This is a genomic window from Candidatus Pelagibacter sp. HIMB1521, assembly GCF_052047875.1.
Lineage (GTDB): Bacteria > Pseudomonadota > Alphaproteobacteria > Pelagibacterales > Pelagibacteraceae > Pelagibacter.
Window position 1 is genome coordinate 76,455 of sequence record NZ_JBNAIZ010000002.1, and the last position, 15,181, is coordinate 91,635.

Below are 15,181 nucleotides of genomic sequence, written 5' to 3' on the forward strand. Positions count from 1 at the left end.
CCGAAGCAAGTAGAGTTATTTCTAAATCACAGACAATAAATTATATTATCATAAAATTTTCTTTAATTCTAATACTAATTTTGAAAAATTTTGTTTTAAAACTTTTTTTCCTTTAAGATTTTTATTAAAACATTTGGCAAGACTATCATAATACCAATAGATTTGTTTTGGTTTTGCAGAAAATCTTTTCCATAATTTCTTACTTACTCTTTTGTGGTCATTGATGATACAAGACGCATTATGGGTTTTATCACACATAGAAACAAAAAGTGAAGATTGAGATTTATTTTTAAGGCTTTTAATGTAACTTTTTTTTCTTTCTAACCAAGGTGGTTTTGGTTCTATCTCAGCATCTGTGCAGTCACTAACAATTTTAGCAACTTTACTGCCAAATTTTTTGCTTATAATTTTTAAAGTTTTTAATCCTCCTTGATCTTCAACTGCATCATGTAGTAATCCAGCAATCGCTTCATCAGTATTACCACCATTTTCAATTACATTATTACTTACTGAAATAAGATGAGAAAAATAAGGAATTTCTGTTCCTTTTCTGATTTGTTTAAAATGAAGCTTGTAGGCAAAATCTAAAGCTTTTTTGTATTTTATTTTATCAATCATAAATCAAATTTATTTTCTATAATAAGGTTTATAAAAAGTACACCACTCCTTCGCATATTTCATGCTAGGTGTAATTCCTATATCAGTATCTCTCCAAGGATTGGGTTCGTATAATTCAAATATTCTTATTTCTGGGTGATCAATATTAGTGCCACCAGCAAACCAATATTCTAAAGTAGTAGCAAAATAAATATCCTTACTTTTTATTTGCTCACATTTAGAGGCAAGATCAATAAACCCCCAAACACCTGCGATTTCCTTAAATTTATCTAATCCTTGATCATATTCCCATATAATATGACCTCTAACAAATCGCTCAATAAAAATAAATTTACCATTATCTAATTTATATATTCTCTCGATCTCAGCATTTTTATGAGGAAGTTTAGTTACTTTTAAAATTGCAAAAGAAGAATTTGTTAAAACAAAAAAAGTTAATAGAAAAATAAGAGTTATTCTCACAAAATAATAATAATAAAAAAAATTGTTAGAAATATGATTATTTCTTTACTTTTATCTCTATATCTTTGTCTTTTTAAACAACTCTACTAGGATCAAGTGTGATATCTTTATTTTTTATTGTTTTATGAGAAATAAAAAAATTAAAAATGATTATCTAAAAAAAAGGCAACTACTTAATTCATACGATATTTATCAAGCAGAACATAAAAAATTACCCATAACTATAGAAGAGTATCAAAATCTTAAAGATGAAATTCTAATACTGGAAAGTCGTCACCCAAGTATAAAAGAAATGGGTGATAATTTAGTAATAAGAGCAGAATTAAGTTACCCTGATGGAAGAACTTATAAAGGTGCAATAAAAAGTGCACAAGAACAGATACCGCATGGTCATGGTTATATGTATTTATCTAGATATGATTTAAATATTGAATCAAAAACATTTCGTAAGAAATTAACTGACAATCCTTGGGACTACGTAGGTGAATTTAAAGATGGTGTTTTTGATGGACAAGGTGAGTATGAGTGTGAAGGAAATTATTCATATAAAGGCCAATGGAAAAAAAGCCACTTTCATGGAAAGGGTAAATTGATTCTTGAAAAGGCAAAAGAGGTTTATGAGGGTGAGTTTATTGAAAGCAAAAAAAACGGAGAAGGTACTTTAATAGTATCAGATCAATTTAAAACAGAGGGTGAATGGAAAGATGATGAATTACACGGTAAAGGTAAAATAACATTTTTAAAAGATATTGATGATCAGGAAAAAGGAACAATTATTAAAGGAAATTTTGTAAAAGGTAATTTGCACGGTCAGTCTGAAATAATTTACCCAGATGGGGATATTCTAGATTGTGTAAATGATAATGGAGTACGTATCAAATCAAGGTTTAGAGGAGAAAGAAAATGGAGGTATTACAAAAAATAAAATTTTATTTTTTAACTTTAACTTCTATTTGCCTATTTTTCCTAACTTCTTTTCTCCATAATATAAAGAATAAAAGGATTAAACTTGGCTGTAAAATTACGAAAATAACAATATTAGCAAGTTCATATCCCATCCCAGTAACATTGCCAATTACTTCTAAAATATAGACACACCAATTAAAAAACTGATTAATCATTACATAAATTAATAATATTAATTGATGTCATAATTAAGATTATAATAATATTGATAAGTTAATTTATTCAGCTAAGTTTTGTTATGGAATTAATTTTGTTATTTAAAATATTAGTTTGTATTGGATTGTTAGTTGGTCTTTATGCGGTACTAAGAAATTTAGATATAATCAAAATCATTCTAATTTACTGGAAGGACTTAATTTTTAGAAAGTAATTTCAGTATTTTCTTTACGCCTTTTTTCTTAATTGATTTCTTGGAATAAAATAAACAAGCAGAAGAACTCAAAATGGTATCAATAACTTTTAGATTATTTTGTCTTAAAGTTTCCCCTGTTGAACTCAAATCCACTATTAAGTCAGCCGTACCTAATTTATTTGCACCCTCAGTAGCCCCCAATGAAGTAATTAATTCATATTGAGTAATCCCTTTAGAATTAAACCATCCATGAGCAAGGTTTTTAAATTTAGTTGCACAACGCATTAATCTTTTCTTTTTTTGATAAAACTCATAAGAGATATCTTCTAAGTCTGTAGGATTTACGCAGTCTAGCCACATATTATCTACAGCAACTACTAAATCAGATTTTCCCCAACTATATTCCTTAGAAAGTGCAATATTTGATTGGATACTTTGCTCACTTTCACGCCATAAATCTTTTCCACTAATACCAATATCTCCAATTCCTTTACCTAAAGCTTCAATAATTTCAGTAGCATTCATATAAAGTACACGAATATTTGGATAACCCTTAATAGATCCAATCAATGAACGTTCACTTTCTTGAGTTATTTTCAATTTGCTTTTCTTAAAAACTTGCTCGGCCTCAGCTTTCATTCGGCCTTTAGATAAAGTTAAAATATTAATTATATCTTTATTCATAAAATACTTCTGTTAATTGCTGCACCTACAGCATTTAGGTCTTTCTTGTTCCCGAGATCTTTGATTAAATTATCAAATCTTCCACCTGATAAAAAAACCTCTTTTTTACCATTTGTTTTTACCTCTATATTAAAAGTCATCCCCGTATAATAACTAACAGTTCGGTTTATATTGGTATTAAAAATTACTTTTATATTTTTATTATTATTTTTATTAATTGGAAAATAATCTGAACTGATAAAAATATTTAAATTATTCTTTTTAAAGAAATCATTTAAAACTTTAGGTGCTTTTTCAATTGGACAAGAAATTTTTAAATAATCTTTAATTATTTTAACACTATTCTTATTAGAAAGATTTCTTGGGTCTTGATAATTTTTTAAATCAAACCTCTCCAAAATTTCTTTTAAAGATCTTCCAGAATACATCTTCGATGGATCTTTTTTTCTTAATCGTTCTGCTTTTGCTTTGTCTTGCTCAACAATTTTGGGATTAATATCTTTGTTATCAGATAATTTCTTAAGTAATTGATCAAAATAAACTTCTCTCGAATAGTGTCTTTTAATTTTTTCTCTCCATCTTAGTGGAAGAGAAGTTAATTTGTTAACGAGAACATGAAATATTTCGATATTACTTAAATTCAGTTCACATTTTTTAAACTTTGATTTCTTGAAGATATTGATTGATGTTTTAAGGATTTCATAATCATCTTTTTCTTTAGTATTAGAACCAAATATTTCAAAACCTGTTTGTTTAATAATAGGTGATTTATTATTCTTATTTTGTTTCCGGTAAGCTTCACCACTGTATGACCATTTAGTCTTTTTTTGATCTTTAGTTCCTATAAATTTGATAACACTCGATAAAGTTAAGTCGGGACGTAAGCTCCATTCTACATTTCTTTGATCATAAAAAGAGAATAGATATTGTCTAAAGTTACCTCCAGATCTTTTTAGGATATGTTTAGACTCTATAATATTATCGAGTTCAATATTCTTAAATCCACTTGATTTAAGAATATTAGATAAATTTTCTGACTTCATCGATTAACTTTTCTTTAGGAATTGTTTGATTATTTTGGCCTTTTACACCTTTAAGGTTTTTTATCGTAACTGTGTTCTCTTTAAATTCATTTTCACCACAAATAATTGCAACATTTAAATCACGCTTATTAGCAAGATCAAGTTGCTTACCTAAATTTTTCTTTGTGTCTAAAAATATTTCAGCATTAATATTATTTTCTCTTAGCTGATCTACAATTTCATAATAATTTTTAAGGAATTTTTCATCCATGACACAGACTAAAACAGGTTTTTGATCATTAATTTTAATTTGATCAAGTTGCATTAGAGCAAACAATAATCGATCAACTCCAAAACTTACCCCTGTCCCAGGTTTATCAACTCCTTTAAATCTTGAGATTAGTTTCGCGTAAGCACCTCCGCTACAGATACTGCCAATATCAACTGTTTTACCTTTGTTATTAGTTACTTTAAAATTTAAATTAGTTTCAACGATAAAATCTGAGTAGTACTGGAGACCTCTTACGATTGTAAAGTTAGTTTTGACTTGGCCTAAATTTGAACTATAGCCAATTATTTCAAACACATCCTCTAATTCTTTTATTCCCTCTTGAGATAATGGATTTTTTAAAGTTTCTTTTAATTCTTTTAATTCTTTAACTTTTAAAAAATTTAGAATTTGTGATGCTTGTTCATCTGTTAAATCAGCACCTTTAGTAACCGCACCACTTGCATCTTTTCTCTCTTTTTTAAGAAGGTCTTCAACTCCTTTTAAACCAAATCCAGGCTTATCTAATTTATCTATTGCTCTTATAACTTTTAGCTGTTTATCTTCAGAAATTTTTAAATCATCAATTAAACCTTGTACAATTTTTCTATTACTTACATTAATTGTAAACTGATCTTTTTTTAGACCAATATCTTGAAGAGTATTTGATATTAAGTTGCACAACTCTGCATTAGCCTGTGCAAAGTTTACATTTCCAATAATATCAAAATCTGCTTGAAGAAATTCTCTATATCTACCATTTCCAGGTTTTTCATTTCTAAATACATTTTGAATTGCGTATCTCTTATAAATTGACGGGAGGTCTTGATTATTTTGAGCTACAAATCTGGCAAGTGGGCTCGAAAGATCATATCTTAAACTAATTTTTTTTTCTCTGTCGTCAAAACTGAAAATATCTGACATAGGGTTCTCCTCGTCATCTGCTAAAAACGATCCAATATTTTCACTGATTTCAAAAGATGGAGTTTCTAAAGGTTCTGCTCCAAATTTTATAAAATTTTTTTCAATCACATTTAAAAGCTGTTTTTTTAACACTAGCTTTTTGCCCCAACGATCTTCAAATCCAGATGGTAGGGAAGGATTGAGTTTATTTTCTTTATTCATTTTGGCCTTCACGGCGTTTTGGTACCTTGGATAGGTTACGCTCCTATGACTTCGGATCCACAAACCGACGTGATACTATTTCACCACCAAGGCATACTTTTTTGTTTTATCTTATTTTGTGTGGATTTGAAAATATAATATAAATAAATAGCCTAATGGCTATGGAAACAGTGTCTATGCGTAATTCTTAAAGTTTTTCTGTATGTAATATTTATATTCATGAACGGTCTTTTAGACAAAAATAATTGATATGCAAGAAATAAAAAAGGACGTTTATCTATTACAGATAAAACGTCCTTTAAGAATATTTTTATAAATTTAGTCTATTTTCTTTAAATTAACTGCAGAAGGACCTTTAGGGCCGTCTTCTAAAGTGAACTCAAGTTTATCACCTTCATTTAAAAACCTCATACCAGCAGCCTTCACGGCGCTCGCATGTACAAACGCATCTTTTTCTTTATCGTCTCTTTCAATAAACCCGTAGCCCTTCTTCCCATTGTACCACTTGATCTTTCCTTGTAATGTACTCATTTTTTTCTTAGTCCTTATGTTGTTAATTTTAATTAAGATTAATTTTTTTCAAAAAATTTTTCAAGATAAATTTAGATTAGTTTAACTAGTATAATTTAATGGCCACCAAAACGTTGTGGTGGCTGAGGAAGGATTCGCACCTCCGACACAAGCCTTTTCAGGGCTCTGCTCTACTCCTGAGCTACTCAGCCATTTATTATCCTCTAAAGATAATTCTTCCTTTAGTAAGATCATAAGGTGTCATTTCAACTGTAACCGCATCGCCTTGAAGGACACGTATTCGATTTTTTCTCAACTTTCCTGCAGTGTGTGCTGTTACTGTATGACCATTCTCTAATTTTACTCTAAACATAGCGTTCGGCAGTAAATCAATCACTGTACCTTTAAATTCCAAAAGATCTTGTTTAGACAAATTTATTTTCTCCTTATTCTTTTTATGATTGATTGTGCATGACCATGCAAACCCTCATAATTTGCCAACGTTATAGCTGATGGTCCAAGTTTATCAATCCCCTTTTTTGATAGCGTTATATATGAAATTTTTTTCATAAACTCTGAAACATTCAATCCACTAGAAAACTTACTGGTAGTATTTGTTGGTAAAACATGATTACTTCCAGGTACTCCATAATCAGTCATTGCCATAACTGCATACTTTCCAAGACATACAGACCCTGAATTTTTAATTTTACCTGCAAAATATTTATAATTTTTTACATTTAATTCCAAATGTTCAGGTCCAATTTTATTTATAATTTCAATAATTTTTTTATCTGAATTAGCTTGTATTAAAATTCCATTCATCATTAAGCTTTTTTTTGCAATAGATGATCTTGGTAGTTCTTTTAATTGTTTTAAAACTTCTTTTTTAGTTTCATCCAAAATATTTTTATTTTTTGAGATTAAAATACATTGAGCTAATGGGTCATGCTCTGCTTGACCAAGAAGATCGCTTGCAATCCATTCTGGATTTGAATTTTTATCAGCTACAATTAAAACTTCTGAGGGTCCAGCTGTCATCGCCTCTATACCAATATCCCCGGAAACTTCTTTTTTTGCAGCCGCTACAAATTGATTGCCTGGGCCTATAACTTTATTTACAGGAGAGATTTTCTTTGTTCCATAAGCAACCGCAGCAATTGCTGAAGGACCACCTATTGAATAAATCTCCTTTATTTTACATTTCTTAGCCGCATAGAGTACAGCAGGGTTTTGCTTTCCCTTATATCCAGGATTTATCATTATAATTCTTTTTACTTTTGCAACAATCGCTGGAATAGCATTCATTAATACACTTGATGGATAAGATGCTGTTGAACCTGGTACATATATTGCAACAGATTCTAATGGCAAATATTTGTACTCGATTTTGTTTTTATATTTATCAGTGTAAGAAATGTTTTGGAACTTTTGCAGCGAATGGAATTTATAAATTCTATTGTATGCATCATCAATAGATTTTTTTACTTTTTTATCTAAAGATTTAATTGAATTATTAATCTGTTTAGTAGTTGGAACGATAATATTGTTTTTATTAAATTTCTTTTCATACTTTAATAGAGCTTTATCTCCATTTTTTTTCACATCATTAATAATACTTAATACAGATACAGAATTTGATTTAAGGTTTTTACTTCTTTTCTGAAGAATAATGCCTAAAGCTTTATCAAAATTTTTTATTTTGCTATCTAAAACCTTCATCTCTAATTTGTTTCGCTTTGATCTTCTAATATTGCTTCAATCGTTTCGGCGGTCAAAGCGATATGAGCATTATTACTAAAAAAGAGATTTATTTCATAAACATCGTTATTTTTCAAATAATCTATTCCTACTAATTCTAAAACCAATTCTTGATTTGATTGATCAATATTTTTTGACTTTACCTTATCAACAAAATCAAATCTGCAGATACTATTGACTTTTTTGTCCTCATTTTCATTTTCTACTTTAATACGTTCAATTGATAATAAAAATACTTTATTAGATTCTAGATACTTAATGTCTGAAACTTTTACTTTAGCTCCTGAGCTACAAGCTGAAATCATTTGTAATCCCTCTTTGTCCGTGGCAATAATTTTAGCCAAATATTTGTTCATCTTTTTAATCTTTTTATTTTTACACCAATATTTTTTAATTTATTTTCAATTTTTTCATAACCACGATCTAAATGATAAATCCTATTAATTACAGATTTGCCTTGAGCAACTGAAGCTGCTAAAACAAGTGCTACAGATGCTCTTAAATCACTAGACATTACTTCTGCGCCAATAAATTTCGTATTACCCTCAATATAAGCTTTATTATTTTTAGTCGTAATATTTGCACCTAATCTCTGTAATTCAGCAACATGCATAAATCTGTTTTCAAAAATATTCTCTGTAATTGAACTTTTTCCTTTAGCTTTACACATTAAGACCATTAATTGCGCCTGTAGATCTGTTGGTATTCCAGGAAACTCTTTTGTTTTGATATTTTTAATAGACTTAATTTTTTCTGGTCCATTAATATGAATTTTATTTTTGCTTACTTTTATTTTGGCTCCTGTTTTTTTTAATAAATTAAGTTCTGTATTTATTATTTTTGGATCTAAATTATTAATTTCTAGAGTTCCTTTAGCTAAAGTTGCGGCTACGCAAAAAGTACCAGCTTCAATTCTATCAGCCATCACTGAATAATTTATTGAATTTAAAGAACTTACTCCGTTAATAGTGCAAGTTCTCCCTTTCCAATTAATTTTTGCACCAGCTGAATTAAGAAAATTAGTAAGGTCTTTTATTTCTGGCTCAACAGCGCAATTTCTTAATACTGTTTTTCCTTTTGCCAAGCATGCAGCAATTATAGAATTTTCAGTTGCACCAACAGTAATTTTTGGAAATCTAATTAACCCTCCTTTAAGTTTGCCAAAAGATTTTGCTAATATGTAACCATCCTTAATTTCATAATTCATCCCAAGTTTTTCTAAAGCTGACAAATGATAATTAACTGGTCTTGCACCAATTAAGCAACCACCGGGTAGTGATGTTTTTGACTTATGATATTTTGCAACTAAGGGTCCTAATACTAAAATTGAACCTCTCATTGTTTTAACTAATGAATAACTAGCAAAAGTTTTCATATTTTTATTGTTTGAAATTTTTGCAGTTTTTTTATCTTTAGAAAGTTCAATTTTCGATCCAAGAGATTTAAGTAAATTAAGCATAGTACTGATATCTTTTACTCTTGGAAGGTTATGAAGAGTTACTGGTAAATCGAAAAGTAATGTTGCTGCTAATATTGGCAGTGAAGCATTTTTAGAACCTGATATTGAAACTTTGCCCTTAATTTTGCTAGGACCATCAATCAGAAATTTGTCCATAACTTACTTTTTAATTTTAGCAACCTGAATAGTAGTTTGTCCCTGATATTTACCGTTCTTAGATTTATAAGTTGTCTCTGGTTGAGTTTCTGATTTAAAAAATAAAAATTGGGCTATACCTTCATTAGAATAAATTTTTGCTGGATTAGGTGTAGTGTTGCTTAACTCTATAACTATATTTCCCTCAAATTCGTTTTCTATAGGAGTTACGTTGCAAATTATACCTGTTCTTGCATAAGTACTTTTCCCAACACATATACAAAGTACATCTTTTGGAATTCTGAAATATTCTACTGTTTTAGCCAAAACAAATGAGTTTGGAGGAATAATGCAATGTGGTCCCTTTTTCTCAATAAAATTATCATCAGAAAAATTTTTTGGATCGACTAAGGAATTATTTACATTAGTGAATATTCTATATTCATCAGAGATTCTAACATCATAACCCATACTACTTAATCCATATGATATTTTTCCCTCCGCAACTTGATGATCTAAAAATGGTTCGATCATATTGTGCTCTTTGCACATCTTCTTAATCCACGAGTCAGGCTGAATAGACATTACTTAGATTTTTTTTTATTTTTTTTTTGAAATAGTTTTCTTTTTTTTAAATTTTTTCTTAAAGCTAAGCTCAAACGCTCATTTTTATCTTTTGAACTCATTCTTTGTTGGGATTAGTCAAAAAATCTAACGATATTGGTTTATTAGGATCTAATGGTTTTGATGTGGGTTCTTCTTTTTTGGGGCCTTCTTTAGCTAAACGTTTAGCTTTTTTTTCGGCAAGCTTTCTTTCTCTTTTAGCTTGCTTCTCCATAAGCTTGTTGCCTTTTGTTGATTTATAATCGTAATGAATTCCCATAACATTTTTTTAGTAGATATAGATCATTATAATCAAAAAATTAAGGCAATAATTTGAAAAAAATGCTTTATTATCAATAAATTACTAAATGTATTTTAGCTCCTGTAGTTAAATGGCATAACAAGTCATTGGTAATGACTAGTTCCCTGGTCAGTACAGGGTGGGAGCACCATTATTTTCTATAAAATTTTTTTCTAAAAATAATTGAAATAGAAATTAGTACAAAAAAAGTTAAAAGAGGAATGTAAATATCTGGAGAAAAAATAATGTCTGCAATTTCTGGTACTTCAGAATTTTCATCAATTAATTTTTCAATACCGGACCCAATAGATACAACCAAGAAAACTTGGGGAATTATTCCCAATAATGTTGCAAATAAAAAATTTTTTACTTTTACATTAAACAAAGTTGGTAAGAGACAACTTATTTGCCATGGAACTCCTCCTATAAATCTATAAATAAGTAAATAAATAAATTCAGATTTTTTAAATTTAATTTCAAGATTTTCAAATTTATCAAGAAATTTTTCTTTTATTAAATCTTTTAAAAAATAATTTCCAAATAAGTATAAAAAAGTTGCACCTATGCTCAAAGATAGTACAACAACTATTGTTCCTATCCACTTTCCAAGAATGAATCCACCCAATAAACAAAGTGGAGATCCAAAACCTAAAAAAGGAAATACCCAAATTATTGCAATCATTAAAAATAAAAATGAAACTAAGACCAAATTAGAGTCCCTTAATTCAATAAAATAAGATCTATTGTTTCTCAGGAAGTCATAAGAAGTAATTTCTTGAATACTAAATTTTGAAAAGAAAAAATATAAAAACAAACTAACAATTAATAAGTAAGATAAACCTATAAATAGTTTAATTTTTTTTGTTTTTTCCATGAATATTGTTATTTTATTCCTAAATCTTCTATTTGCTATTTTTATTATTGCTAATATAAAGGGGCAAAATTTATAAAATTTAATCAATTTATTTATGAAAAGAACATACCAACCTTCAAATAAAAAAAGAGCACGAAAACACGGCTTTAGATCAAAAATGAAGACTAAAGGTGGAAAGAAACTTTTAGCTAGAAGAAGAGCCAGAGGAAGAAAATCTTTAACTGTATCAGTGTAAATTGATGAAAAGCAAAATTGTTGCTCTTTCAAAAAACGAAGAATTTAAAAATTTACTTAAACAAAAAAAGTTCTCGAATAAGTATGTAACTATTTTCTTTGGTAAATTAATGAATAAAAATAATAATAAACTCAATATTAGTTTTGTAACAAAAAAGAAATTAGGGAATGCAGTTAAGAGAAATAAGATTAAAAGAAGATTAAGGAATATTTTAAACGAGGCAGTTAAAAAAATATCAATAAATTTTAACTATTCATTCCTTGTTATCGCTAAGTCATCTATGCTAAATAATGAATACAAATTAATAAAAGAAACTCTATTTCAGGATTTTGAAAAAATAAAATAATGAATATTTTTACAAATATATTAATTAAAATTATCAAAGGTTATAAATATTTGATTAGCCCTTTATTTGGACATTCTTGCAGATATTTACCTACTTGCTCAGAATACAGTATTGATGCACTTAAAGAATTTGGTCTGTTAAAAGGATCATTTTTAAGTATTAAAAGAATCTTATCTTGTCACCCAATCAAATTTTTAGGTGGTGGTGAAGGTTTTGATCCTGTTAAAAAAAACACAAAATTAAAATAATATGGATACTAAAAATATAGTAGCAGCAATTTCATTATCAGCAGCAGTTATAGTTTTGTATTCACTATTTTTTGCTCCTCCACCAATTACTAAAGAAAATATGGCTGAAGGAAATAAAGTTGAACAAAACAGCGATACACCTTCACTAGATCAAAAAGAAAATGTTGCTGAAATTTCTAGAGAAGAAGCTTTAAATCAAAGTGAAAGAATTAATTTTGAGAATGAGAGTATAGTTGGTTCTATTTCACTTAAAGGTGGTGTTATTGATGATCTAACTTTTAAGCAATATAATGTCAGTCTAGACTCTCAAGAAAAAGTTACACTTCTTTCACCAAGAAATTCAAAAGATGGTTATTTAATTGAAAGTGGTTTTATTACATCTGATAAAAATGTTGAAATTCCAAATTCAAATTCTATTTGGAAAGTTTCAGAAAATAATAAGTTAACAGATCAATCACCTATAAAAATATCTTGGACAAATGATCAAGGTATAACATTTGAGAAAGAGATCGCCTTAGATGACAAATATTTATTTTCAATTAAGCAAAGTGTAATTAATCCTACAGATAAAAAATATGATTTTTATACTTATGGGCAAATCATTAGAAATGAAATGCCTGATATATCTAACTTTTACATCCTTCATGAAGGATTGGTGGCAACACTTGATGATGAACTTATTGAAGAAGATTACGATGATATACAAGAGAAAAAATTTTCAAGAACAGCTCAAAAAGGATGGTTAGGGATTGGAGATAAATACTGGGTAACTTCGCTAATTCCACCTAGAGAAAAAGAATTTAAAACAACATTTGATTATAAAGATAAGTTCAGAGCAAATTTTGTATCAACAGAGCCATTAGAGCTTAATGAAAATTCATTGATTGAAGAAACCTTACAAATCATTGTTGCTGCAAAAAGAGTTGATGTAATTGATGGATATGCTGAATCTTTAAACATTGATAAATTTGACTTAACAATTGATTGGGGATTTTTATACTTTATTACTAAACCGTTATTTTTTGGAATAGATTATTTCTTTAAATTACTTGGGAATTACGGCTTAGCTATCATAGCAATTACTATTTGTATAAGATTAGCATTTTTCCCACTTGCAAACTTTTCGTTTAGAAGCATGGCAAAAATGAAAGCCTTACAGCCTGAAATGGCAAGACTGAAAGAGCTACACAAGGACGATAAAATGAAATTACAACAAGCAATGATGGCTCTATATAAAAAAGAAAAAGTAAACCCAATGTCTGGTTGTTTGCCAATACTTGTGCAAATTCCAGTTTTCTTTGCTTTATATAAAGTTTTATTTGTAACAATTGAAATGAGACAAATGCCTTTTTATGGCTGGATACAAGATTTATCTGAGAGAGACCCTACCTCTTTGTTTAATCTATTTGGATTATTGCCTTATGATGTGCCATCATTTTTAGTCATTGGAGCATGGCCTGTTGCAATGGGTGTTTCTATGTGGGTTCAACAAAAATTAAATCCTGCACCAACAGATCCGATGCAAGCAAAAATATTTATGTTCTTTCCATTATTCCTAACAATAATTTTAGCACCTTTCCCAGCAGGGTTGGTAATATATTGGACAGTAAATAATATTTTAACTATGGCACAACAAGTTTTCATAATGAAACGAACCACTGTTAAAACAACAACTTAATGTTGGATATTAAAGAAGAAGAATTAAAAACAATTCTACCGTTAGATGGTCCATCAACTGAAGAAGTTAAAAAATACTTAGAAAAATATAACGATGAATATATTGTTATTAAATGTGGTGGTAGCGTTTTAATTGATCAAAATCTTTTTGATATTTTTATTAAAGATATTTCAACACTAAATAAACTAGGATTTACTCCTATTATTGTTCATGGGGGTGGAAAAAGAATAAGCAATAAACTTAATGAGATAGGTTTAGAAAGTAAATTTATAAAAGGATTGAGGGTAACTGATAAAGAAACTATTAAAGTTGTAGAAGAAGTATTAATTGATTTTAATAAAGAAATTATCAATGCTCTAGATCAGCAAAATTGCGAAAGTCAGAGTATTAATTCCAAGGAAAATAATATTTTAACAGTTGTACAAGAAAATGAAGAGCTTGGTTTTGTGGGCTCTCCTACAAATGTAGATCAATCAATAATAGATAAAATTATAGCAGATAAAAAAGTTCCTATTATTGCACCCTTGGGTTTAGATAAAAATGATCAAACTTATAACGTCAATGCAGATACTGCAGCTGGATATATTGCTAAAAAAATTAATGCCAGAAGGTTGATTATATTAAGTGACGTAGAAGGTGTTTTGGATAACAATAAAAATCTAATTCCGGAAATTAATTCAGAATCTATAAAAGAGTTAATAGATAATGAAACAATTACTGGTGGTATGATTCCAAAAATAAATAATTGCTTAGATGTTGCTAGTAACGGAGTAAAAGGAGTTGTTATAATAGATGGAAGAAAAAATCATTCTGTTCTATTTGAACTTTTATCAGATGAGGGATCTGGAACTTTAATTAGAAAATGAAAAATTTAAGTCATATTAAAAATATTCTATTTGATTGTGATGGTGTACTTTATAGTGACCTAGAGGCAGTATTTGGCCAAGTAAGTCGAAAAATGACTGAATATATCTCAAGTAAACTTAATGTAGATTTAAAAAAAGCCAAAGAGCTTCAGACAAATTACTTTCACAAATATAACACAAGCTTAAATGGTCTAATGATACATCATGAAATTGATCCTAAAGAATTTTTAGATTTTGTTCATGATATTGATTTATCTTTTTTAGAAAAAGATACGGCATTAAGATATGAGTTAGAGAATATAAATCTAAGAAAATTTGTCTTCACTAATGGTAGTTACAATCATGTAAAGCACATCACTACAACACTAGGAATTGACGACCAATTTGAAGGAATATTTGATATTGTGGATGCAGAATATCACCCAAAACCAGAAGCTAAAGCTTTCGATTTAATGGTAGAAAAATTCAAAATTGATCCAAAAGAAACTTTGTACATTGAAGATATAGCAAAAAACTTATCGATAGGTAAAGAGCGAGGAACAATTACTGCTTGGTTAATTAATGATGAGGAATGGGGCAAAAAAGAATCTAATAAAGAATATATTGATTATAAAATTGAAAATCTTACTTTATTTTTAAAAGAAATAAGGTTATTAAAAAACCAATAA

The 15,181-nt window shown here is 28.5% G+C and carries 21 protein-coding genes and 1 tRNA gene; 7 read left to right on the top strand and 15 right to left on the bottom strand.

Annotated features, from left to right (window positions below; translation table 11 throughout):
* Nucleotides 1–48: 48 nt before the first annotated feature.
* Complete coding sequence (locus ACTTA5_RS01125) at nucleotides 49–618, bottom strand: HD domain-containing protein (RefSeq protein ID WP_440647281.1); 570 nt, start codon at nucleotides 616–618, stop codon at nucleotides 49–51.
* Nucleotides 619–627: 9 nt separating this feature from the next.
* On the bottom strand, nucleotides 628–1,080 hold the full coding sequence (locus tag ACTTA5_RS01130; RefSeq protein WP_440647283.1) for a hypothetical protein: 453 nt from the start codon (nucleotides 1,078–1,080) through the stop codon (nucleotides 628–630).
* 124 nt (nucleotides 1,081–1,204) lie between these two features.
* Between ACTTA5_RS01130 and ACTTA5_RS01135 the strand changes: the two genes are divergently transcribed.
* The gene (locus ACTTA5_RS01135) at nucleotides 1,205–2,005 is read left to right on the top strand and encodes a hypothetical protein (protein WP_440647285.1); all 801 of its coding nucleotides are present in this window, start codon (nucleotides 1,205–1,207) and stop codon (nucleotides 2,003–2,005) included.
* Between the two features lie 4 nt (nucleotides 2,006–2,009).
* Here ACTTA5_RS01135 and ACTTA5_RS01140 read toward each other — a convergent pair whose 3' ends face one another.
* From ACTTA5_RS01140 to ACTTA5_RS01200, 13 genes are all read right to left on the bottom strand, one after another.
* Nucleotides 2,010–2,201, bottom strand: a complete 192-nt coding sequence (locus tag ACTTA5_RS01140; protein ID WP_440647287.1) for a hypothetical protein — start codon at nucleotides 2,199–2,201, stop codon at nucleotides 2,010–2,012.
* A gap of 197 nt (nucleotides 2,202–2,398) precedes the next feature.
* Nucleotides 2,399–3,082: an ATP phosphoribosyltransferase gene (hisG, locus tag ACTTA5_RS01145; RefSeq protein WP_440647289.1), complete on the bottom strand. Its 684-nt coding sequence runs from the start codon at nucleotides 3,080–3,082 to the stop codon at nucleotides 2,399–2,401.
* The gene (locus tag ACTTA5_RS01150) at nucleotides 3,079–4,125 is read right to left on the bottom strand and encodes an ATP phosphoribosyltransferase regulatory subunit (protein ID WP_440647291.1); all 1,047 of its coding nucleotides are present in this window, start codon (nucleotides 4,123–4,125) and stop codon (nucleotides 3,079–3,081) included. Before ACTTA5_RS01150 ends, hisG begins: the two co-directional genes overlap by 4 nt.
* Nucleotides 4,103–5,497, bottom strand: a complete 1,395-nt coding sequence (gene hisS, locus ACTTA5_RS01155) for a histidine--tRNA ligase (RefSeq protein WP_440647293.1) — start codon at nucleotides 5,495–5,497, stop codon at nucleotides 4,103–4,105. The genes ACTTA5_RS01150 and hisS overlap by 23 nt, the downstream gene beginning before the upstream one ends.
* Nucleotides 5,498–5,815: 318 nt before the next feature.
* A complete protein-coding gene (locus tag ACTTA5_RS01160; protein ID WP_075505957.1) occupies nucleotides 5,816–6,028 on the bottom strand; it encodes a cold-shock protein in 213 nt (70 codons plus the stop codon).
* A gap of 116 nt (nucleotides 6,029–6,144) precedes the next feature.
* Nucleotides 6,145–6,219, bottom strand: a tRNA-Phe gene (locus ACTTA5_RS01165).
* A 5-nt stretch (nucleotides 6,220–6,224) separates the two neighbouring features.
* Nucleotides 6,225–6,440 (bottom strand): translation initiation factor IF-1, encoded by a 216-nt coding sequence (gene infA / locus ACTTA5_RS01170; protein WP_440647295.1) that lies wholly within the window; start codon nucleotides 6,438–6,440, stop codon nucleotides 6,225–6,227.
* A gap of 2 nt (nucleotides 6,441–6,442) precedes the next feature.
* Complete coding sequence (gene hisD / locus ACTTA5_RS01175; protein WP_440647297.1) at nucleotides 6,443–7,729, bottom strand: histidinol dehydrogenase; 1,287 nt, start codon at nucleotides 7,727–7,729, stop codon at nucleotides 6,443–6,445.
* A gap of 2 nt (nucleotides 7,730–7,731) precedes the next feature.
* Complete coding sequence (locus tag ACTTA5_RS01180) at nucleotides 7,732–8,124, bottom strand: DUF2948 family protein (RefSeq protein ID WP_440647299.1); 393 nt, start codon at nucleotides 8,122–8,124, stop codon at nucleotides 7,732–7,734.
* Nucleotides 8,121–9,383, bottom strand: a complete 1,263-nt coding sequence (gene murA / locus ACTTA5_RS01185) for a UDP-N-acetylglucosamine 1-carboxyvinyltransferase (protein ID WP_440647301.1) — start codon at nucleotides 9,381–9,383, stop codon at nucleotides 8,121–8,123. Before murA ends, ACTTA5_RS01180 begins: the two co-directional genes overlap by 4 nt.
* Before the next feature lie 3 nt (nucleotides 9,384–9,386).
* Entirely contained in the window at nucleotides 9,387–9,947 is a 561-nt protein-coding gene (dcd, locus tag ACTTA5_RS01190) for a dCTP deaminase (RefSeq protein ID WP_075505953.1), read from the bottom strand.
* A 97-nt stretch (nucleotides 9,948–10,044) separates the two neighbouring features.
* Nucleotides 10,045–10,245, bottom strand: coding sequence for a hypothetical protein (locus ACTTA5_RS01195; protein WP_075505952.1), 201 nt, complete (start codon nucleotides 10,243–10,245; stop codon nucleotides 10,045–10,047).
* 172 nt (nucleotides 10,246–10,417) lie between these two features.
* Nucleotides 10,418–11,140: a TVP38/TMEM64 family protein gene (locus tag ACTTA5_RS01200; protein ID WP_440647303.1), complete on the bottom strand. Its 723-nt coding sequence runs from the start codon at nucleotides 11,138–11,140 to the stop codon at nucleotides 10,418–10,420.
* A 94-nt stretch (nucleotides 11,141–11,234) separates the two neighbouring features.
* Between ACTTA5_RS01200 and rpmH the strand changes: the two genes are divergently transcribed.
* The 6 genes from rpmH to ACTTA5_RS01230 are packed head-to-tail and all read left to right on the top strand — an operon-like array spanning nucleotide 11,235 to nucleotide 15,181.
* On the top strand, nucleotides 11,235–11,375 hold the full coding sequence (rpmH, locus tag ACTTA5_RS01205) for a 50S ribosomal protein L34 (protein WP_023854404.1): 141 nt from the start codon (nucleotides 11,235–11,237) through the stop codon (nucleotides 11,373–11,375).
* A gap of 4 nt (nucleotides 11,376–11,379) precedes the next feature.
* Nucleotides 11,380–11,721 (top strand): ribonuclease P protein component, encoded by a 342-nt coding sequence (gene rnpA / locus ACTTA5_RS01210; RefSeq protein WP_075505950.1) that lies wholly within the window; start codon nucleotides 11,380–11,382, stop codon nucleotides 11,719–11,721.
* Nucleotides 11,721–11,969 carry a membrane protein insertion efficiency factor YidD gene (gene yidD / locus ACTTA5_RS01215; protein ID WP_075505949.1) on the top strand — a complete coding sequence of 83 codons (249 nt, stop codon included), beginning with the start codon at nucleotides 11,721–11,723 and terminating at the stop codon, nucleotides 11,967–11,969. The genes rnpA and yidD overlap by 1 nt, the downstream gene beginning before the upstream one ends.
* A 1-nt stretch (nucleotide 11,970) precedes the next feature.
* A complete protein-coding gene (yidC, locus tag ACTTA5_RS01220) occupies nucleotides 11,971–13,647 on the top strand; it encodes a membrane protein insertase YidC (RefSeq protein WP_440647305.1) in 1,677 nt (558 codons plus the stop codon).
* Nucleotides 13,647–14,513: an acetylglutamate kinase gene (gene argB / locus ACTTA5_RS01225; protein WP_440647307.1), complete on the top strand. Its 867-nt coding sequence runs from the start codon at nucleotides 13,647–13,649 to the stop codon at nucleotides 14,511–14,513. The genes yidC and argB overlap by 1 nt, the downstream gene beginning before the upstream one ends.
* A complete protein-coding gene (locus ACTTA5_RS01230; protein ID WP_075505946.1) occupies nucleotides 14,510–15,181 on the top strand; it encodes a pyrimidine 5'-nucleotidase in 672 nt (223 codons plus the stop codon). Before argB ends, ACTTA5_RS01230 begins: the two co-directional genes overlap by 4 nt.

Coding starts and splice junctions, on each gene's coding strand:
- ACTTA5_RS01125 (WP_440647281.1), bottom strand. CDS start 618: ATGATTGATAAAATAAAATACAAAAAAGCTTTAGATTTTGCCTACAAG.
- ACTTA5_RS01135 (WP_440647285.1), top strand. CDS start 1,205: ATGAGAAATAAAAAAATTAAAAATGATTATCTAAAAAAAAGGCAACTA.
- ACTTA5_RS01140 (WP_440647287.1), bottom strand. CDS start 2,201: ATGATTAATCAGTTTTTTAATTGGTGTGTCTATATTTTAGAAGTAATT.
- hisG (WP_440647289.1), bottom strand. CDS start 3,082: ATGAATAAAGATATAATTAATATTTTAACTTTATCTAAAGGCCGAATG.
- ACTTA5_RS01150 (WP_440647291.1), bottom strand. CDS start 4,125: ATGAAGTCAGAAAATTTATCTAATATTCTTAAATCAAGTGGATTTAAG.
- hisS (WP_440647293.1), bottom strand. CDS start 5,497: ATGAATAAAGAAAATAAACTCAATCCTTCCCTACCATCTGGATTTGAA.
- ACTTA5_RS01160 (WP_075505957.1), bottom strand. CDS start 6,028: ATGAGTACATTACAAGGAAAGATCAAGTGGTACAATGGGAAGAAGGGC.
- hisD (WP_440647297.1), bottom strand. CDS start 7,729: ATGAAGGTTTTAGATAGCAAAATAAAAAATTTTGATAAAGCTTTAGGC.
- ACTTA5_RS01180 (WP_440647299.1), bottom strand. CDS start 8,124: ATGAACAAATATTTGGCTAAAATTATTGCCACGGACAAAGAGGGATTA.
- murA (WP_440647301.1), bottom strand. CDS start 9,383: ATGGACAAATTTCTGATTGATGGTCCTAGCAAAATTAAGGGCAAAGTT.
- dcd (WP_075505953.1), bottom strand. CDS start 9,947: ATGTCTATTCAGCCTGACTCGTGGATTAAGAAGATGTGCAAAGAGCAC.
- ACTTA5_RS01195 (WP_075505952.1), bottom strand. CDS start 10,245: ATGGGAATTCATTACGATTATAAATCAACAAAAGGCAACAAGCTTATG.
- ACTTA5_RS01200 (WP_440647303.1), bottom strand. CDS start 11,140: ATGGAAAAAACAAAAAAAATTAAACTATTTATAGGTTTATCTTACTTA.
- rpmH (WP_023854404.1), top strand. CDS start 11,235: ATGAAAAGAACATACCAACCTTCAAATAAAAAAAGAGCACGAAAACAC.
- rnpA (WP_075505950.1), top strand. CDS start 11,380: ATGAAAAGCAAAATTGTTGCTCTTTCAAAAAACGAAGAATTTAAAAAT.
- yidD (WP_075505949.1), top strand. CDS start 11,721: ATGAATATTTTTACAAATATATTAATTAAAATTATCAAAGGTTATAAA.
- yidC (WP_440647305.1), top strand. CDS start 11,971: ATGGATACTAAAAATATAGTAGCAGCAATTTCATTATCAGCAGCAGTT.
- argB (WP_440647307.1), top strand. CDS start 13,647: ATGTTGGATATTAAAGAAGAAGAATTAAAAACAATTCTACCGTTAGAT.
- ACTTA5_RS01230 (WP_075505946.1), top strand. CDS start 14,510: ATGAAAAATTTAAGTCATATTAAAAATATTCTATTTGATTGTGATGGT.